Here is a 19,336-nt window from a genome sequence, read left to right as displayed (position 1 = left end):
CGACCCGAGAGACCGTGCTGCTACGTCACCGCACGTTGAAGCCGTGGCGCAGGACCGGGAAGACGCCGAGGTAGAGGCTCCCCGAGGTCGCCCCGATCGCGGGCCAGTCCTGATCGGGCCGCATGGCCTCGAACTCGGCGACCTGACCGCGGAGGAAGTGGCGATAGAAGTACACGAAGTCGTGCTCGCCGTTGGAACCGTCGTAATAACCGTGGTTCGAGGCGCCGTGCAGCCCGTGGATCCCGTTGTACGAGCGCAGCACGTTGCGGTTGTACCCCTCGTAGTTATGGATCACCTCGTGGAGGAGCCCGGCGTTCGGGACGCCGATCCCTTCGCCGATGTAGGTGGTGGGGATCGCGAGATACCGGTCGTCCCAGGCCCACGCGAGGTTGCTCACGTCATCCACCAGCGTGCCGTCGGCCCGGTGCTGCGGGATGAAGAACACGATCATGTCGTAGTCCGAGAGCAGGTGCGCGGTCGGGTGCTCGCTCTGGAAGCGCCCAGTGTCCCACCCATCGTGGTTCGGCTCGTAGATCGGCACGTCCTCGACGGGGGGCAGGACATCGACGGTCCACTTGGCGAGCCCATACGACAGCGGCTCGAGCCACCTGGCGCTGGTCGCCCTCGCCTGCGTCAAGAGCGTCTCGATGTCGTCCTCGGAGAGCACGCCGACGTTCGACGGGTCCGCTCCGCCGAGCGACGCGCTGTAGTTGATGCTCGTCCGGATGGGCAGGATCCCGATGCGCGTGTCCTCCTGGACCCCGAGCGGCGGGTTCGCGGTGACGTCGACGGTCATGGGCGACGCGCCGACGGTCACGCTCTGCTCCCGATATGAGCCCGTGTAGTCGTAGGGCGGCGACTGGGTGCCGAGCCCGACGCCGATGGTGTAGTCGCCCGGCGGCAGCGAGAGCGTGGTCGGCGTGGAGCGCCCGGTGTAAACGTCGTTCACGTACACCTTGCCGGGCTGCGCGCTCGTCGCCGTCACGGTGACAGGCTGGTACGCGGGCCGGTTCGGGGTGTCCACGGAGTACGTCAGATCCGCCACGATCCCCTGCCGCACCTGCTGGCCGTTGCACAGGGTCGCGGGGCACGTCGCGTTCACGACGAGCTGGTTGTCGACCCAGACCTCGACGCCGTAGCTCGTCGATCCTTCGGTGTTGATGGCCTGGATCCGGAGATCGTTGTCGCCGCTCCCGAACCAGTCGCTCACGTCGATGCGCTGGCCGATGCTCGGATCGTCGATGTCGAACATGCTCCGCTGCAGGCCGTTCACGTAAAGGACGAGCCGGTCGTCCGCGCTCGAGACGCGCAGCTCCACCTTGGAAGTACCGGCCGGCGCGCCGCCCACGAAGCGTAGGTTGTCGACCACGTAATCGGTCGTCGTCTGCGGGACATTCAGGACGATCTTGAACGTCAGATCGCTGTAGGTGTTGCTCAGGGCGCTGACGACGTTCGCCGGCACGCTGAACGAGATCGGGCTGTACGTGCCCGCGGGCAGCCCGGCGAGGTTCACCTGACCCAACCACACGCTGTGCACGCCCTGGGACGGGATGTTCACGACGAGCTGCGCGTTGCCGAAGCCGGGCGACACCGGCGGCTTCAGGTCGAAGGCGATCGTCGAGGTCGCGCCCGACACGGTAGTCAGCGGCACGGACTGGAGCTCGACGAAGTTGAAGTTCCGCAGGGCGAGCGCGGAGGTGCCCTGGGAGTGATCGGCGCTCGCGCTCTTCACGCCGCCGGAGGCCGTCCAGTCTGCGGTGCTCTCGAACCCGAGCACCGACGCCGGGTTCACGAGGGCCTGCCCCACCTCATCAACGAACTGCTTGTCCGTGCTGGTCCCCTGTGCGCAGGCGGCGAGCGCGAGCGCGCACGAGGTCGTCATCATGAAACGTAAACGTCGCATTCGATGATCTCCTTTGGATTGGCGGAGCGCTAGTCCCGCTCCGCCTCGCGCCGGCCCGACGCGGCCCGCCTCCGTGGGCGAGCCGCGTCCGTGGCAGCGCGGCTGGCAGGGCGCTATCGCAACCGGCGTGCCGCCCCGCCGCGCGAGGGGCATTTCCTGCGACAATGGGCGGCGAGACGCGCAGAGCGCGGCGCACGAGCGGCTGCCGCGCCAATCGAGCTCGCTCACGGATCCAGCCTGCAGAGGCAAGCGTTGCCGCCCTGGCAAAGTTTGCCAGCGCTGAAGAGCAGAGGCACGGCAAGGATTGCCATCCCGCCGCGCGCCCGCGCCTCGAACACGCCAGGACGACAGCCGCAGGCACCGCTCGCCCCGCGCCTGCAGACGGAGGCTGAAATGAACCGGTTAAGGGTCGAGAAGGCGAGCGCGCGGGCTCTGGGAGGAGGCCGTGAAGGGCGCGGCGCCGGGCGGATCCCCGGGAGGGGCCGCCCCGGGGCTCAGGCGAGGCCGCTGCGCTGGAGCAGGGCGTCGAGGGTGGGCTCGCGGCCGCGGAAGCTCTTGTAGAGATCCATCGGATCCTGCGTGTCGCCGAGCGCGAGGATCTGGCTCCGGAACGCGTCGCCCACCTTCCGGCTGAACAGGCCCTCCTCCTGGAAGCGGGAGAAGGCGTCGGCGTCCAGCACCTCGGCCCACTTGTACGAGTAGTAGCCGGCGGCGTAGCCCACCGGGCTCGAGAAGAGGTGGGAGAAGCCGGCGATCATCGCGTAGCCCTCGGGCAGCGGGACCGGCGAGTAGCGGGCGAGGACCTCGCGCGCGAACTCGACGACGTCGCCGCGCTCGGGGGTCCAGTCCACGTGGAGCGCGAGGTCGATCTCGGCGAAGCCGAGCTGCCGCATCGTCACGGCGCCGGCGCGGAAGGTGCGGGCGGCGCGCATCCGCTGGAGCAGGTCGTCGGGGATGGGCGCGCCCGTCTCGTGGTGGCGCGCGAAGAGATCGAGCGCCTCCCGCTCCCAGCACCAGTTCTCCATGATCTGCGAGGGGAGCTCGACGAAGTCCCAGGCGACGTTGGTGCCGGCGAGGCTCCGGATCGGCACCCGGCTGGAGGCGTGGTGCATCATGTGCCCGAACTCGTGGAACAGCGTCTCGACCTCGCGGTGGTTGAGCAGCGCGGGGCGGCCGCCGACCGGCGGGGTGAAGCTGCCCGCCAGGACCTCGAGGTGCCGCGCGTCCTCGCCGGCCGCGCGCCCGCCGTCGCTCGGCGCGCCCGTGACGAGCCCGTGCATCCAGGCGCCGTCGCGCTTCTGCTCGCGCGGGGCGAAGTCGAGGTAGAACGCGGCGCTCTGGGCGCCGTCGGCCTCGAGGAGCCGGTAGGCGCGGACGCTCGGGTGCCACGTGGGCGCGTCCTGCCAGGGCACGATGCGCACGCCGTAGAGGCGGTGGGCGATCTCGAACAGCCCGGAGACGACGCGATCCAGCGGGAAATACGGGCGGAGCGCCTCGTCGTCGAAGTCGTAGCGGGCGCGGCGCAGCTTCTCGGCGTAGTAGGAGACGTCCCACGGCTCGAGCGGCGGCGCGCCCGGGCCCTCGATCTCGCGGCGGAAGGCGGCGAGCTCGTCCTTCTCGCGGGCGAACACCGGCTCGGTGCGCTCCCGCAGCGTCGCGACGAAGCGGCGCGCCTCGGCGCCCGTCTTGGCCATGCGGTCCTCGAGCACGAGGTCGGCGAAGGTCGCGTAGCCGAGCAGCTTGGCCTTCTCGCGGCGGAGCTCGAGGATGCGGCGGATGAGCGGGCGGTTGTCGTGATCGCCCTCGGTCGCCCGGGTGTTGTAGGCGCGGTAGAAGCGCTCGCGGATCGAGGCGTCGTCGAGGTGCGTGAGCACCGGGATGTAGCTCGGCGCCTGGAGCGTGAAGCGGTAGCCCTTGAGGCCCTTGTCCTGGGCGCTCTGGCGGGCGGCCTCGATCGCGCTGGGCGGCAGGCCGGCGAGGCGGGCCGGGTCCTCGACCACGAACTCGAAGGCGTTCGTGGCGTCGAGCACGTTCTGCGAGAAGCGCAGGGTGAGCGTCGCGAGCTCGACGTCGATCTCGGACAGGCGCTTCTTGCCGGGCGGGTCGAGCTCGGCGCCGCTCCGGCGGAAGTCGTCGAGGGTCTTCTTGAAGAAGCGGCGCCGCGGGCCGGTGAGCGCCTCGGCCTCGGGCGTGGCCGCGAACGCCTTGAGCGCGCCGTAGACGCCCTCGTTGAGGGCGATGCCGCTGAGGAACTCGCTGACCTCCGGCTGGACGGCGTTGTAGGCGGCGCGCAGCTCGGGCGTGGTGGACGTCGACTCGAGGTGCGAGACGACGTTCATGGCGCGGTCGAGCCGCTCGGTGACGGCCTCGAGCGCGGCGAGGGTGCTCTCGTAGGTGCGGGGGCCGGGCGCCGCGATGAGCGCCTCGAGCCGGGCGCGGGCGTCCGCGAGCAGCGCGCGCACCGCGGGCTCGACGTGCTCGCTCCGGATGCGATCGAACGGGATCTCGAAGCCGAGAGAGAGCAGGGGATTGTCGGTCGCTTCGGTCATGATCGTTCCTGGTTGGGCGTGAGGGGGCCGACGGACGGGGCGCGGCGCCGGCACCCTCGGCCGGTCCGCGCAGCCCTCCTTTGGTAAAGGCGTCCGCGGGGGTTGGCTAGTGCCGGGCGCGCGAAGGCGCCGGGAAGCGGGGCGGGCGGCGCTAGACGCCGAGCCAGCGCGCGACGATCGTGGCGAGCACGTCGGACGTCCCCGAGTGGATGCTGCCGCCCAGCGCGTCGTCCACGGCGGAGGGGAGGCCGCTCTCCTCGAGGTAGCCGGCGCCGCCGCGGAGCTGGAGATCGTCCAGCGCGGACTGCAAGGCCGAGTCCGCCGCGTGCCACTTGGCGAGCGCGGCCTCGGCCTGGCCGCGGTGGCCCTGGTCGAGCTCCCAGGCGGCGCGGTAGACGAGCAGCCTCGAGGTCTCCAGCCGGAGCTTCATCTGCGCGAGGCGGTGCGCGACGGCCTGGTGGCGCGCGATCGACTGGCCGCCGATCGCGCGCTCCCGGGCGAAGCGGACCGCCTCGCCGAGGGCGCGCTCCATGGCGCCGAGGCGGAAGGCGAGGATCAGCGCGCGCTCGTAGGTCATCGCGATCTGGAAGACGGCGAGGCCGGCGCCGGCGCGGCCGAGGAGCGCGTCGGGGCCGACCTCGCAGCCGTCGAACGAGACGGGCGCGAGCCGCGCGCCGCGGAGGCCAGCGGTCGCGAGCGGGGCGCCCGGGCGGATGCGCGCCGCGCCGCGGCCCTCCGCGGCGGCGGGGGCGCCCGCGGCGTCCGCCCCGCCGGCGGCGTCGCGGGGGACGAGCAGCGCCGTGAGGCCGCGCGCCGGCGCGCCGCCGTCGCCGCCGTCGCGCGCGATCGCGAAGTACACGTCGGCCCGGTCGGCCCAGGTCACGTACCGCTTCTCGCCGGTGAGCCGGTAGCCCGCGGCGGTGCGGTCGGCCGTGGCCTCGACCGACGCGACGTCCGAGCCGGCGCCGGCCTCGGTCGCCGCGACCGTGGCCATGCGCTCGCCGGTCGCCATCCGCGGCAGCCACGCGCGCTGCTGCGCGGGCGTGCCCACCCGGGCGAGCAGGAGCGCCACGCCGAAGAGGTGCGCCCCCGCGGCGAGCAGGACGCCGCCGTCGCGCAGCGTCGCGCCGAGGCCCTCGTAGGCGAGCGCCGTCGTGACGAGGTCGAGGCCCTCGCCGCCGAGATCGCGGGCGATCGGCAGGCCGAGGGCGCCGCCCCGGGCGAGGACGCGCATGCGGTCGTCCGGGGCCGCGGCGTCGGCCTCGGCGCCGAGGGCGCGCATGCGGTCGTGGACGGCGCGCTGCGCAGGGGTCCATCCGAAGTCCATCGCTCGTGCGATACCAGAGCGGGCGAGGGGCGGGGAGGACGCGCGGGCGGCGCGCCGTCCACCACCGCCTGCACCGCCTGCGCGGACCTCAGTAGGGGCGCTCGCCGACGAAGTTGCCGGGAGGGTCGTAGTTGCACACCCAGAGCTGCCACGACCCGCCGCCGAACGGCGAGTCGCCCGAGCAATCGGCGACCCCGCAGCCGAGCCGCAGGGAGTCGGCCCAGACCACCTGCGTGTAATGGCCGCAGGTGGAGCTGCACGAATTGCTCGCGAGGTCGTAATTGGCGGCCTCGTCGACCCACGCCGCGACGACGTCCTCCGGCGAGGCCGCGGCGCCGCTCGTGGCGTAGAGGTTCTCTCCGTAGCTGCTCTTGCTATGGCCGAACACGCACCCGTCGGCGTAGGCCTGGGCCACCGCGGCGATCTCGGGCGACCACGTGAGCACCGGGATCGGATCGTCGGAGGGCGGTTCGACCGTGGCGCGCGCCCTGTTGTGGGCCGCCGTGATCCCGGCCATCTCGGGCGGCTCGCCGGCGGCCTGGCCCGCGGTGGCCTCGTCGTCGGACGAGCCGCTGCACGCGGCCGTCAGGGCGAGGACGAGAGAGAGCCGCGAGAGTCGGGGGAGCCGTGGGCCGAGCGTGGTCACGGGGCGATTGTCCTACGGCTCGGCCGAGCTCTGCAACGGCTATTCGAGGATGGCTATGAGCGAACCACGACGTGCCGTGTCATGGCGCGCCGGAGAGCACCCCTGGACGGCCGCATCCAGGCGTCGTGCCCGCGCCGAGTCGCACATCAACAGATCTCGTCATGCCTTGCTGGCGTGCTGACGGGCCTCGCCCTAAGGTGACGCCGAGAGCGGGAACAATTCCGCAGGATGGTCCTTGTCAGCCGGGTCGGTTTATGAGTTATTGTCGCCCTGCTTCGGCGGCGGCTGTCGCCCGAGCATCACGGTGAGCGGCCGCCCTCATGGGGTTTCGCCGCAGCCGCGGCGATCCGGCACCGGACGCGCTCCCGACAAAGAACCAAGGAGTTTCCTGATGAACATCCGTCTGACGTGGCGAATCGCGACATTCCCTCTGGCGCTGGCGGGGCTCTCCGTCGTTCCGCTGATGGGGTGTGACAAGGCCGCGGAGCTGCAGAATGACCTCTGCTGTCGCGACTTCACGCCGGGCGCCGATCTCGCCACGGTGCAGTGGGGGCTCGAGGGCGAAGCCGAGCTCAATTACGGTGCCTTCATGCAGTCCGTGTCCGACTTCACCGGGGCCGCGGGCTCCATCGTGGCCGACGTGACCAGCGCCTGTCAGGCGATCGCGCTGGATCTCGGCGAGGACGCGTCGAGGATCACGGCGACGAAGCCGAGCGAGCGGGCGACGCAATGGTGCGAGCTCGCCATCGACGCGATCGGGGAGGCGGCGGCCGATCTGTCGTTCTCTTTCCAGCCGCCGAGCTGCACGGTCGACGCGAGCGTACAGGCGAACTGCGAGGCGAGGTGCAGCGCCAACGTCGAGTGCCAGCTGACGCCGGCGGAGATCATCGCGCGCTGCGATCCTGGCCAGCTCTCGGGCCGGTGCGAGGGGACGTGCACGGGCAGCTGCGAGGGCTCGGCCAACCTGGCCGTCACCTGCGAGGGCACGTGCCACGGCACCTGCGAGGGCACGTGCGACGGCGAGTGCTCCGCGACGACCGCGGGCGGCGACTGCCGGGGGGCGTGCGACGGCACCTGCACGGGCGAGTGCCGCGGATCGTGCGAGATCGCGGCCGACGCGCAGGTGGAGTGCAACGCGGACTGCTCGGGCGAGTGCAGTCTCACGTTCGAGGCGCCGAAGTGCAAGACCAACCTCAAGCCGCCGAAGGCCGAGTGCACGGGGACCGCGGAGTGCAGCGGCTCCTGCGAGGCGAGCGCGAGCGCGAGGGCGAGCTGCAAGGAGCCTGCGGTCACCGTCACGGGCGGGGAGGGCGCCGAGGCGGTGGTCGCGACGCTCCGGGCGAACCTGCCGCGGCTCCTGGTCGCCGCCCAGGCGCGCGGCCAGCTGCTCCTCGACAGCGCCGAGGGCGTGGTCGCGGCCGCGGGCAACCTCGAGGGCGCGGTCACCGGCAGCGTGAAGGCGGGGGCGTGCATCATCCCGGCGAGCAACGCGATCACGCAGGCGGTCGAGAACATCGACGCGAGCCTCACGGCCAGCACCAGGGTGATGGGCGAGCTCAGGATCGCCCCCGCGGGCGGCGAGTGAACGCGCGCCCGGCGGCGGCGCGGGCCGCGGCCGGGCGAGCGTGACCTTCCTGGACGGCCGAGGTCGGGCGCCGCGCGCGCTCGCCTCGGCCGTCGCCGTTCGCCCGCCTTCACGTAGGCTCCGCGCCATGCGGCTCGCCCGACGCGCGACCGAGCGGGCGGACTACGGAGCTCCGAGAGCCGGTGGACGGCTACCGGTCGGCGCATGCGGGTCCAGGATATCGCCACCATGAGCGAACGAGTCCTGATTGCGTGCCGCGCGTCGCGCGCCCGGAGCGGCGCGCGACGCGCGGCTTGGCGCCTGCCTGTGCGCCGCAGCCCTCTCGTCCTTCGTGCTCGGGTGCGAGGGGCTCGGCTCGGGCCGGGCGCGCGAGCCGAGCGGCTACCGGCCCGATCGCGGTCAGTGCAGCGAGGAGTGCGGGCGCAACGTCAGCTGCATGAATCAGTGCCAAAGGTCGCCTCCGCGGCAGTAGCCGGGCCGCGACGCCCTCGCGGGCCAGGGCGCGGGCTCGTCCGTCGGCGATGTTCGCGCGGCGCGACCGGCCGCCCTCAGGACGGGCGCGCGCAGGCCGCTCACCGGGGCGCGGCCCCCCTGGCGCGGGCGCGGAACGCCTCCGGCGTCGCGCCGGTCCAGCGCCGGAACGCCCGGTGGAAGGCGCTCGGCTCCGAGTAGCCGAGCAGGTAGGCCACCTCGCCGATCGCCATGTCCGCCTCCAGGAGCGCCGCCGCGCGGCCGCGGCGGACCTCGTCGAGCAGGGCGTGGATCGACGTGCCCTCGTCGCCGAGGCGGCGCTGGAGCGTGCGTGGGCTCATCCGCAGGCGCGCCGCGAGCGCGCCCAGGTCGGCCCCCTCGCGCAGCCGCTCGCCGAGGAGCGCCCGCACGCGGTCGGACAGCGCGGGCGGCGCCGCGCCCGGCAGGCTCGCCGCGATGACCTGCACGTGGCGCTCGAGGAAGGCGGCGAGCGCCTCGTTGGCGTGGGGCAGCGGCCGGGCCAGCGCCTCGACGGGCAGGACCAGCTCGGTCTGCGGCGCCCCGAAGCGCACCGGCGAGCCGAGCCGCCGCGCCTTCTCGGCCGGATCGCCCGCAGGCGCATGGCGGAAGCGCACCGCGACCGCCTGGATCGGGTCGCCGCACATGCGGCCGGCGTTCACGAGCACGTCGAACGCGAACATCTCCGCCACCTGGCCGTGGGCTGGCCGATCGGGCCCGAACGGGGCGAAGGTGATGTGCGCAGCGCCGCCGCGGATCTCCAGGGTGTAGCGCTCGCCCTCGTTCCAGACCTGCTGGTAGCGGAGCATCCGGTGGAACGCCTCGCCGAGGGTGGGGCTGCTCATGGCGAGGAAGCCGAGGGCGTCGAAGTGCTCCGGCTGGAATCGCCCGGCGAAATCGAGGCCGAGGTGCGGATCGGCGGCGGCCGTCGCGGCCGCCTCGACGAGCGCGTAGAAGGCCGTGAGCGGGACGCGGGCGTCGGGATCGGCGAGCGCCGCGGCCGGGATCCCCGCGGCCTCGAGCAGCGTGGCGCGGTCCGCCCCGCGCTGCGCGGCGTGGTCGGCGAGCTGCGCGGCGGTGCGGGCCCAGATCGTCGGCGCGCGCGCCGGGGCCCGGGCGGGCTGGCGCCGCAGGTCAGCCCTTGTGGCGCGCGCTGTCACTGCTCCCCCGCCGAGGGAGCCTCAGGCTTCCGGGCAATCGGAGGAGCATCATGCGAAGGCACGGCATCGAGGAAGGGCGCGGCGGGTTCGTCGAGGGCGCCTGGTACATCATCGCGGACGGGGCGCGCGTGGGCAAGCGGCCGGTCACGGTGGAGCGGTTCGGGACGCGCATCGTGCTGTTCCGCGACGAGCGGGGCGCGCTGGTCGCGGCGCGGGCGCGCTGTCCGCACCGGGGCGCGGACCTCGGCCTGGGGCGCGTCGTGGAGGGGGCGATCGAGTGCCCGTACCACGGCTTCCGGTTCGCCTCGGACGGGCGCTGCGTGGCGATCCCGTGCGAGGGGCGAGGGGCGAGCGGGCGCGGCGTGGCCGAGGCGCTCGCGCTGACGCGCTACGAGGTGCGCGAGCACCGGGGCTTCGTGTGGCTCTTCTGGGGCGAGCGGCCGGACGAGCTGCCGCCGGTGCCCTGGTTCGAGGGGCTGCCGGCGGACGAGCGGCACGCGCACACGGCGTCGACGGACTGGGACGTGCCGTTCGCGCGGGCGATGGAGGGGATGCTCGACCTCCACCACGCGCCGTTCGCGCACCGGCCGTGGGTGCCGGGCATGGGCGCGCTGCTGGACCCGTATGACGTCCGGGTGGAGGGCGACGTCATCCACGCGATGGGGGTGCTCCGCCACGACGACGGGGCGCCGTGGGACGGCCGCCGGGGGTGGAAGTTCGAGATGGAGGTGCGCTTCCCGGGGGCGTTGCGGCTCTCGTTCGGGAAGCTGGTGGTGGGGGTGGTGGGGTGCGCGCCGATCGACGCGGGGCGGACGGCGATCGTGGGGCGGTACTACATGCCGGTCCCGGCGATCGGGCGGCTGCTCGCGCGGCTCGGGCTGCTGATGGAGTTCTGGCTGATCCAGCCGGAAGACGAGCGGATGCTGGCGTCGTCGGAGCCGCGCGACGCGGACCTGGAGGCGTGCCGCTTCGTGCGCGCGGACGCGGGGATCCTCGCGTGGCACAAGCTGCGGCGGGCGCGGCTGAAGGCGCAGCGGGAGGGGGAGCCGCAGGGGGAGCCGCGCCGGCTGCCGGTCGAGGCGGGGTGAGGCGCGGCGCGGCGCGGCGGCGGCGGGCGCGCGGCGCGGAGGCGGCGGGCGCGCGGGGCGGAGGCGGCGGGCGCGTCAACCACGCATCGAGGCGAGCGTCTGGACGACGACGCGCAGGTCGTCGACGTCGAGCGGTTTGTCGAGCACGGCGTCGGCGCCGAGGCGGTAGGCCTCGGCGTGGGTCTCCGGGTCTCCGAACGCGGTGATGAGGACCACGGGGGTGGCCCAGTCGTCGCGGCGCAGGCCGGCGAGCAGCTCGAGGCCGCTCCTGCCCGGCATCCGGATGTCGCTGACGACGACGTCGGCTGGGGCGCCGCCGCCGGAGACCAGCGCGTCGCCCATCAGCTCGAGGAGGTGGTTGGCGTCGCGCGCCTCCAGGACCTCGTAGCCGTCGCGACGGAGGGCGGTGGCGAGCAGCAGCCGCAGCTCCCGGTCGTCCTCGGCGAGGAGAACGCGGACGGGCGTCGCGACAGGGTGGACGCTCGGCAGGGGTTCAGGGGGCACACTCGGGGACCAGGCACGTTCGCGGAGCTGCTCGGGGTTCATGGGTTCTCCTTCGACAGATCCCGAGTGCAGGCAGCGTGCCGCGCGCGGCGGCGGGAACCGGGAGCCGACCCGGGTTGGGCAGGAACCGACCCGGGTTGAGGTGAGAGCCAGGAACCGACCCAGGTTGGGGCGGACCGACCCAGGTTGGGCAGGGCAGACCGACCCGGGTTGAGGTGAAGGCCAGGAACCGACCCAGGTTGGGGCCAGGAACCGACCCAGGTTGGGGCGCCCGACCCAGGTTGGGCGGGGAAGGCCCAGGAACCGACCCAGGTTGAGGCGGCCGGACCCAGGTTGGGGGGGCCGAGGTTGGGCGGGGGGCCGGGCAAAGGGCCAGGAACCGACCCAGGTTGGGGCGGCCGACCCAGGTTGGGGCGGCCGACCCAGGTTGGGCGAGGGGGACCGACCCGGGTTGAGGTGAAGGCCCAGGAACCGACCCAGGTTGAGGTGGCTACCAGGTTGAAGCGCCCCACCCCAGGTTGAAGCGCCCCAACCCAGGTTGAAGCGACCCGACTCAGGTTGAGGTCGCCGGGGTGTTCCTCCGCGCCTCAGCCGCCCTTCGCCGCCCCGGCGGCCGGCTCCCACCGCTCGAGCTTGCGGTGCAGCGTCTTCCGGTCGAGCCCCAGGATCCGGGCCGCCAGCGTCTTGTTCCCGCCCGCCGCCTCCAGCACCCGCAGGATGTACCGGCGCTCCACCTCCTCGAGCGGCACCAGCTCCGACGGATCATCCCCCGCCACGAGCACATGCGACGGCCGGTGCTCCCGCACCTTCGCCGGCAGATCGTCCACCGTGATCTCCTGGTACCGCGTGAGCGCCACCGCCCGCTCGATGCAGTTCTGGATCTCCCGCACATTGCCCGGCCACGAATACGCAAGCAGCCGCTCGGCGGCCGCGGGCGACAGGCCCACCACCTCCTTGCCCGAGCGCGCGGCGAAGTCCTCCAGGAAGCGCTGCGCGAGCAGCAGCACGTCGCTGCCCCGCGCCCGCACCGGCGGCAGCTCCACGTGGAGCACGTTGATCCGGTAATACAGATCCTCCCGGAACCGGCGCTCCTCGACCGCCTCGTCCAGGTCGCGGTTCGTCGCGGCCACGATGCGCGCATCGAACGGCACCTCCGCGTTCCCGCCCACCGGCCGCACCCGCCGCTCCTGCAGCGCACGGAGCAGCTTCGGCTGCACCGCGAGCGGCAGCTCCCCGATCTCGTCGAGCAGCAGCGTCCCGCCGTTCGCCTCCACGAACAGCCCGGCGCGCGCCGCGCGCGCGTCGGTGAACGCGCCCCGCGCATGCCCGAAGAGCTCGCTCTCGATCAGCGACTCCGGCACCGCCGCGCAGTTGATCGCCACGAACGGCCCCCCCTTGCGGCGGCTCCGCTCGTGCAGCGCCCGCGCGACGACCTCCTTGCCCGTCCCGCTCTCGCCCGTGATGAGCACCGTCGCCTCCGCGTCGGCGATGCGCTCGATCAGATCCTGCACCGCCCGCATCGCGGCGCTCCGGCCGATGAGATCCGGGAACGCGCCGGGCCCGGCCACCGCGCGGCGCAGCCGCCGCACCTCGGCCTTGAGCGCGTGGTGCGCGATCGCCCGCTCCAGCGCCAGCGCCAGCGCCTCGATGTCGACCGGCTTGGTCACGTAGTCGTACGCGCCCGCGCGGATCGCCTGCACCGCCGTCTCGATGCTGCCGAAGGCGGTGATCACCACCACCGGCAGATCCGGCCGGATCTCGGCCGCCCGGCGGCAGACCGCGATCCCATCCATGCCGCGCATGTTCAGGTCGGTCAGGAGGACGTCGAAGCGCTCGTCCTCCTCGAGCAGCGCGAGCGCCTCCGCAGGTGAGGTCTGCGTCGTCGCCTCGACGCCCCGCGCGCGGAGATCCGCCGCGAGCCACGCGCACATCGCCTCGTCGTCGTCGATGATCAGCGCTCGCCGTCCCATCTCTCCTCGATCGATTGCGTAATACAGCGCCGGGCCCGCCACCAGCCGTCGCTAGGCCGCCGTCCCGGCCAGCCCGCGCTCGCCCCCGGCCGCCGGCGCCGCGCCCCCCGGGCCGCTCGGGGCGAGGTACACCGTGAACGTCGAGCCCTTGCCGAGCTCGCTCTCCACGTCGAGCCAGCCCCCGTGCTCGCGCACGATGCCGTAGGAGACGCTCAGCCCGAGGCCGGTGCCCTCGCCGACGTCCTTCGTGGTGAAGAACGGCTCGAATACGCGGGAGATGTTCTCGGGCGCGATCCCGTCGCCTTGGTCGATCACCCGGATGGCCACGTGCTCGCCCTCGGCGCCGCCGTGATCGGCCGGCGGGCGGGCGCGCGCGCGCTCGACGCGGACCGTGAGCTCGCCGCCGCGCCTCATCGACTGCATGCCGTTCATCACGAGGTTCGTGAGCACCTGCTGCATCTGCCCGGTGTCCACCTGGGCCTGCGCCCCCGGCGGGGCGAGGTCTGCCTCGTCGAGGCGGAGCGTCACCCCCCGCTTGCGGGCGAGGGGCTCCAGCAGCGTCAGCGTCTGGCGCGCGATCTGCGCGAGATCGGCCGGCGCCTTCTGCGCGACCCGGCGGCGCGCGAAATCGAGCAGCTGCCGGATGATCTTCGTCATCCGATCCGCCTGCTCGGCGATGATGCGCGCGCTGTCCGCCGCCTCCTCCGGCGAGAGGCCGCGGGCGATCATCTTGGCGCGGCCGCCCACCACGTTGAGCGGCGTGCCGAGCTCGTGCGCGATGCCCGACGCCAGCTTGCCCACGGTGGTGAGCCGATCGGCGTGCCGGAGCTGCTCCAGCGCGGCGATGCGCGCGGTCGTCTCGCGGGCGGCGCGCTCGCGCGCCTCGGCGAGGTGCTCGCACATCGCGTTGATCTCGCGCGCGATCTGCCCGAGCTCGTCGCGCTGCGGCAGGATCAGCGGGCCGCCGAGGTCGCCTTCCCCGATGCGCCGCGTCTTGTCGACGAGCCGCTGCGTCGGGCGCCCGACGAGGAGCTGCCCGAAGGTCATCGCCAGCAGGCCGCTCAGCGCCGCGAGGGCGACGATGGTGGTCACCGTGTTGATCACGCTCGCCTGGACGTACGACTCTCCCTCCTCGAGCGACTCCGAGATCTCGATCGCGCCGACGCGCGTCGGGTCCACGGCGACCGGCGCGTAGGTGTAAAAGCGCCCGGTCTTGTCGCCCTCGCGCTGCATCCGGAACACCTCGGTGCCCCCGGCGAGATCGGCGATCTCGTCGGCGGGCAGCGCGGGCGCGAAGCGATCGCCGGGGGGCGCGTCGAGCCAGACCCAGCGGAAGCGCACGCCGTCCTGGCGCTCGCTCGCCTCGTCGAGCACGCGGAGCGCCTCGTCGAGCCCGTCGCGGCGCCACCTCTCGGTGACCGCCGCGCGCAGCGCGATGCCGATGAGGTGCTCGTCGCGCCGCATGTCCGCCTCGAACAGCGCCCGCTCGCGCCGGACCGAGAGGTAGCCGTAGAGGCTCAGCGCCGCGCACATGACGAGGACGAGGGCCAGGGTGAGCTTGCTGGCGAGCCGCATGGGATCCCGGAGGAGGATGCAGGACGCGTGCGCATTCTCAAGCGGGAGCGTCGCTGCGCCGGTCGTTCCGGGGCCGCCCCGGATCTCCCCGGTGGGGCAAAACTCCCCTGAGCAGGCCCCCGCGGCGCCGTCACGCGCGCTCCACGTCCTCCCACGAGCCGGTCGCCGCGAGCTGCGGCGCCGCCACCGGCGCCGACCAGCGCAGCGGCACCGCGTCGTCCGTCCACACGCCCTCGGCCACGCGGAACCGCAGGAGCCGCTGGGCGCCGGCGAAGGCGGCGAGCTCGGCCCCGTCCCAGAGCACCTCGGCCTCTCCGGTCAGCGACAGCACCCCGCCGGACGCGAAGTCCACGAAGAGCAGCCCGGCGCGCGGGTTCAGCGCCAGGTTGCCGAACGTGTTGAACGCGGAGTTCCCGGCGAAATCCGGCGCGGTCAGCGCGGTGCGGCCGTCCTCGTCCGTCACGCGCACGAAGCCGGGCTTGCCGCCCCGGTGGGACACGTCGGCCCCCTCGATCGCGCTGCCCCCGCGCGCGGCCGGCGCGGCGGTCGCGATGAAGAACGTGTCCGCGCGGCGGATCAGCGCCGCGGCGCCGGCGGACAGGATCGGCCCCTCCGCCTGCGCCGCCGGAGGCGCGGCGGCCGCGCCGGGCTCTCTCACGAACACCGGCTCTCGCGCCTGGATGTACTGCGGGCAGTTGCCGAAGCTCTGCCCGACCTCGACGACGAAGCCGCCGTCGCCGGCCTCGACGATCGTGCCGTTCATCCGGTTGCGACGGCGGGTCTCGAGCTGGATGCCGAGCAGGCCCACCGGCGCGCCCGCGGCGAGGTGCGCGGCGAGCGGATCGCCGGGCAGAGGGCGCGCGGTCACGGCGAGCGTCCGCGCATCGGGCGAGGCGATGAACCCCGGCCGCCCCACGAGGAGCGAGGCCCAGGGCCGGCCCCGCGCGTCGAGGCTCCCGACGAGCAGAAACGGCAGCTTCGCGAACAGCTCGCGGTGCTGGTCGGGCATGAAATCCCGGATGATCCTGCGTCCGGCCTTCTCGGCCCGCTCGCGCGCGCCGGCCCGCTCCTGCACGGCCATCTCGCCCGGGTGATAGGGCGACCCCTTGCCGGGCCATCCGGGCAGGGCGTTCACAGGGCCGTCCTTGTCATCGGCGCGAAGCCGGGCAGCTCCTCCACGCGGGCGAGCCACGCGCGCACGTGGCCGTACGGCTCCAGCGACACGCCGCCTTCCGGCGCGTGCGCCGTGTACGTGTACATCGCGATGTCCGCGAGGGTCGGCGCGTCGCCCGCGAGGAAGCGCCGCGCCGAGAGGTGCTGATCGACCACCGTGAGGAGCTGGGCGGCGATCGCCTTGGCCCGATCGACATCCACCTTGGCGCCGAACACGCGCGCGAGGCGCGCCGCCGCGGGCCCCGCCACGAGCTGCCCCGCGGCCACGGAGAGCCATTGCTGCACGCGCGCCGCCGCCACCGGATCGCGCGGGAGCCATCGCCCCGCCGGGTCGTAGCGCGAGGCCAGGTACACGAGGATCGCGTTGCTGTCGGCCAGCGTCACGTCGCCGTCCTCGATCACCGGCACCTGACCGAAGGGGTTCTTGCGCAGGAACTCGGGCGCCTTGTGGGCGCCGCTCTTCAGATCCACGTCGACGCGTTCGAACGGAAGCCGCAGCAGCGACAGGAACAGCTCCACGCGGTGCGCGTGTCCCGAGAGCGGGTGACGATAAAGACGGATGGGTGTGGCAGGGGTCGTCATCGAGGTGTCCTTGGGGAGGGATGGCGTCGAGAGGCGGTCCGGCCCGCGTGGGCTTCCCCGCCTCGCCAGCCGAAGATGCCCATTCCAACGGCCATGGGTAATACCCATCCTTGACAAGGGACCATTCCAGGAACTGGAATAATTGGATGGATCGGCTGGACACCATGCGCGTGTTCGTCGCGGTCGCCGAGGAGGAGGGCTTCGCGCCCGCGGCGCGGCGGCTGTCGATGTCGCCGCCGGCGGTGACGCGGGCCATCTCCGCGCTGGAGGAGCGGATCGGCACGCGGCTCCTGCACCGCACCACGCGCATCGTCCGCCTGACCGAGGCGGGCGCCCGGTTCCTCGCAGACTGCAAGCGGATCCTCGCGGAGATCGAGGAGGCCGAGGCGTCGGCGGCCGGGTCTCACGCCGCGCTGCGGGGGCCGCTCGGCGTGACGGCGCCGGTCCTGTTCGGGCGGATGTTCGTCGCGCCGATCGTGTTCGATTTCCTGGCGCGCCATCCGCGCGTGTCGGCGCGGACGCTGCTCCTCGACCGGGTCGTGGACATGCTCGACGAGGGGATCGACGTCGCCGTCCGGATCGCCCATCTGCGGGATTCGTCGCTGACCGCGATCCGCGTCGGCTCGGTGCGGCGGGTGGTCTGCGCGTCGCCGGGCTACCTCGCCGCGCGCGGCGCGCCCGCGACGCCGGCCGACCTGGCGCGGCTCGACACCATCTCGTTCTCGCAGACGGGCTCGCCCGAGGAGTGGTCGTTCGGGTCGGGCGCGCGGGTCGAGAAGGTCCTCCCGCCGTCTCAGCTCCTCGTCAACACGGCCGACGTGGCCATCGCGGCGGCCGCTGCCGGGCGGGGGCTCGCGCGCGTGCTCTCGTATCAGATCGGCCCGGAGCTGCGCGACGGGCGCCTCGCCATCGTGCTCCCGGCGTTCGAGCCCCCGCCGGTCCCGATCCACGTCGTGCACCCCGAGGGCCGCCTCGCGGCGGTGAGGGTGCGGGCCTTCGTCGATTTCCTGGTCGAGCGGCTCAGGGCCGAGCCGTGGCTGCGCTGATCCGCGACGCCGGTGGCGCCGCGCTGGCGCGGCGTGCGCCGCGCTCGGGTCGAGCCCGGAGCTCCCGCTCGCCGCGGCGGAGCCCGAGCTTACCGGCTTGCGCGGTCCGCCGCGATCGGGCCAAGGTCGCAGCATGAAGCGCCGGTTCAACACGGCCGGGCCCTGCATCGAGGGGATGCACTACATGATCCCGCCGGCCCGCCGCCTGCCGGAGGCGCCCGGGCTCGTGGAGCAGCTCGGTTATTTCGTGGTGCACGCCCCGCGGCAGACGGGCAAGACCACCGCGCTGCGGGCGCTCGCGCGCAGCCTCACGGCCTCGGGCAAGCACGCGGCGGTCCTGCTCTCGTGCGAGGCGGGCCAGGCGGCCGGCGACGACTATGAAGCGGCCGAGCGGATCGTGCTGTCCAACATGCGCAGCGAGGCCGAGTCGAGGCTCGCTCCGGAGCAGCGGCCGCCGCCCTTTCCCGATGCGCCGCCCGGCGATCGTCTGCGGGCGGCGCTGAAGGCCTGGGCACAGGCCTGCCCGCTGCCGCTCGCGCTGATGCTCGACGAGATCGACGCGCTCCGCGACAGCAGCCTCGTGACCGTGCTCCGGCAGCTCCGGGCGGGCTTCCCCGGTCGTCCTCGAGAATTCCCCGCCTCCGTGATCCTCTGCGGTCTGCGTGACGTGCGCGACTATAAGGCCGCGAGCGGCGGCGATCCGTCGCGGCTGGGCACGGCGAGCCCGTTCAACATCAAGCTCGAGTCGCTCCGCCTCGACGACTTCAGCCTCGATGAGGTGCGGGAGCTCTACGGACAGCACACGGCGGACACGGGGCAGGTCTTCGCCGAGGAGGCGATCTCGCGCGCCTTCGAGGCGACGCGGGGGCAGCCGTGGCTGGTGAACGCGCTGGCGCGCGAGGTCGTCGAGAAGATGGCCGTGCCGCCCGCGCAGGCCGTCACGGCGGCGCACGTCGAGGAGGCCAAGGAACGGCTGATCCTGGCGCGCGCCACGCACCTGGATTCCCTGGTGGCGAAGCTCGCCGAGCCGCGGGTGAAGCGCTTCATCGAGCCCGTCCTCGCGGGCACCCTGACGGGCAAGGACGGAGCCTACGACGACGACCTGAACTACTGCCGCGATCTCGGCCTGCTCGCGCGGGACAACCCGCTCCGGATCGCCAACCCCATCTATCATGAGGTGATCGCGCGCGTGCTCGCCGGCTCGGTGGAGGCCGAGATCGTGGCGGAGCCGCGGAGCTTCGTCCTTCCAGACGGCCGCCTCGACTTCGGCCGCGTCCTGCGCGAGTTCGCCGACTTCTGGCGCGAGCACGGCGACGTCTTGGCCGCCGGCCTGCCCTATCACGAGGCGGCGCCGCAGCTCGTGCTGATGGCGTTCCTGCAGCGCGTGGTGAACGGCGGCGGGGTCATCGATCGCGAGTACGGCATCGGCCGCGGCCGGATCGACCTGCTGGTGCGCTGGCCCTACCGCGACGCGAGCGGCGCGCGCGCGTGGCAGCGCGAGGCGCTGGAGCTGAAGGTCTGGCGAGGCAAGACGAGAGATCCGCTGAACAAGGCACTCGCGCAGCTCGACGGCTATCTCGACAAGACGGGGCTCGATGCCGGGGTGCTGGTGATCTTCGACCGGCGGCCGGAGGCCGGCGATATCGAGACGCGCACCCGATTCGAGGAGGCGGAGACGCCTTCGGGCAGGAAGGTGACGCTGCTGCGGGCATAGCCAAGAGCGTCGCGACGAGGAGCAC

14 protein-coding genes are annotated in these 19,336 nt (G+C 73.3%); 4 read left to right on the top strand and 10 right to left on the bottom strand.

Translation table 11 applies throughout. From position 1 onward, the window contains the following. Positions 1-25: 25 nt before the first annotated feature. From WMF33_RS39480 to WMF33_RS39465, 4 genes are all read right to left on the bottom strand, one after another. Positions 26-1,903, bottom strand: coding sequence for a PEGA domain-containing protein (locus WMF33_RS39480; RefSeq protein ID WP_437333441.1), 1,878 nt, complete (start codon positions 1,901-1,903; stop codon positions 26-28). A 494-nt stretch (positions 1,904-2,397) separates the two neighbouring features. Continuing rightward, complete coding sequence (locus tag WMF33_RS39475; RefSeq protein WP_437333440.1) at positions 2,398-4,452, bottom strand: M3 family metallopeptidase; 2,055 nt, start codon at positions 4,450-4,452, stop codon at positions 2,398-2,400. Positions 4,453-4,603: 151 nt separating this feature from the next. Further along, positions 4,604-5,779, bottom strand: coding sequence for an acyl-CoA dehydrogenase family protein (locus tag WMF33_RS39470; protein WP_437333439.1), 1,176 nt, complete (start codon positions 5,777-5,779; stop codon positions 4,604-4,606). Between the two features lie 88 nt (positions 5,780-5,867). Next, on the bottom strand, positions 5,868-6,425 hold the full coding sequence (locus WMF33_RS39465; protein ID WP_437333438.1) for a CAP domain-containing protein: 558 nt from the start codon (positions 6,423-6,425) through the stop codon (positions 5,868-5,870). Positions 6,426-6,816: 391 nt separating this feature from the next. Between WMF33_RS39465 and WMF33_RS39460 the strand changes: the two genes are divergently transcribed. Beyond that, entirely contained in the window at positions 6,817-8,010 is a 1,194-nt protein-coding gene (locus WMF33_RS39460; RefSeq protein ID WP_437333437.1) for a hypothetical protein, read from the top strand. Positions 8,011-8,582: 572 nt separating this feature from the next. Here the strand turns inward: WMF33_RS39460 and WMF33_RS39455 are convergent. Next, the gene (locus tag WMF33_RS39455; RefSeq protein WP_437333436.1) at positions 8,583-9,659 is read right to left on the bottom strand and encodes an AraC family transcriptional regulator ligand-binding domain-containing protein; all 1,077 of its coding nucleotides are present in this window, start codon (positions 9,657-9,659) and stop codon (positions 8,583-8,585) included. Between the two features lie 50 nt (positions 9,660-9,709). On the opposite strand from WMF33_RS39455, the gene WMF33_RS39450 reads away from it, so the two are divergent. Beyond that, positions 9,710-10,747 carry a Rieske 2Fe-2S domain-containing protein gene (locus WMF33_RS39450; RefSeq protein ID WP_437333435.1) on the top strand — a complete coding sequence of 346 codons (1,038 nt, stop codon included), beginning with the start codon at positions 9,710-9,712 and terminating at the stop codon, positions 10,745-10,747. A gap of 75 nt (positions 10,748-10,822) precedes the next feature. Here WMF33_RS39450 and WMF33_RS39445 read toward each other — a convergent pair whose 3' ends face one another. From WMF33_RS39445 to WMF33_RS39425, 5 genes are all read right to left on the bottom strand, one after another. Continuing rightward, positions 10,823-11,293, bottom strand: coding sequence for a response regulator (locus WMF33_RS39445; protein ID WP_061626061.1), 471 nt, complete (start codon positions 11,291-11,293; stop codon positions 10,823-10,825). 545 nt (positions 11,294-11,838) lie between these two features. Next, on the bottom strand, positions 11,839-13,221 hold the full coding sequence (locus WMF33_RS39440; protein ID WP_437333434.1) for a sigma-54-dependent transcriptional regulator: 1,383 nt from the start codon (positions 13,219-13,221) through the stop codon (positions 11,839-11,841). 51 nt (positions 13,222-13,272) lie between these two features. Next, on the bottom strand, positions 13,273-14,796 hold the full coding sequence (locus WMF33_RS39435; protein WP_437333433.1) for a sensor histidine kinase: 1,524 nt from the start codon (positions 14,794-14,796) through the stop codon (positions 13,273-13,275). Positions 14,797-14,926: 130 nt separating this feature from the next. Then, a complete protein-coding gene (locus WMF33_RS39430; protein WP_437333432.1) occupies positions 14,927-15,931 on the bottom strand; it encodes a pyridoxamine 5'-phosphate oxidase family protein in 1,005 nt (334 codons plus the stop codon). Beyond that, positions 15,928-16,551, bottom strand: coding sequence for a glutathione S-transferase family protein (locus WMF33_RS39425; protein ID WP_061626063.1), 624 nt, complete (start codon positions 16,549-16,551; stop codon positions 15,928-15,930). The genes WMF33_RS39430 and WMF33_RS39425 overlap by 4 nt, the downstream gene beginning before the upstream one ends. A gap of 146 nt (positions 16,552-16,697) precedes the next feature. Here WMF33_RS39425 and WMF33_RS39420 point away from each other — a divergent pair, with 146 nt between their 5' ends. Then, entirely contained in the window at positions 16,698-17,597 is a 900-nt protein-coding gene (locus tag WMF33_RS39420; RefSeq protein ID WP_437333431.1) for a LysR family transcriptional regulator, read from the top strand. A gap of 133 nt (positions 17,598-17,730) precedes the next feature. Continuing rightward, a complete protein-coding gene (locus WMF33_RS39415) occupies positions 17,731-19,311 on the top strand; it encodes an AAA family ATPase (RefSeq protein ID WP_437333430.1) in 1,581 nt (526 codons plus the stop codon). Positions 19,312-19,336 lie beyond the last annotated feature (25 nt).

The sequence above is a fragment of the Sorangium sp. So ce394 genome, assembly GCF_051474665.1.
Taxonomy (GTDB): Bacteria; Myxococcota_A; Polyangia; order Polyangiales; family Polyangiaceae; genus Sorangium; species Sorangium cellulosum_D.
This window is presented reverse-complemented; position numbering and strand designations above follow the sequence as displayed.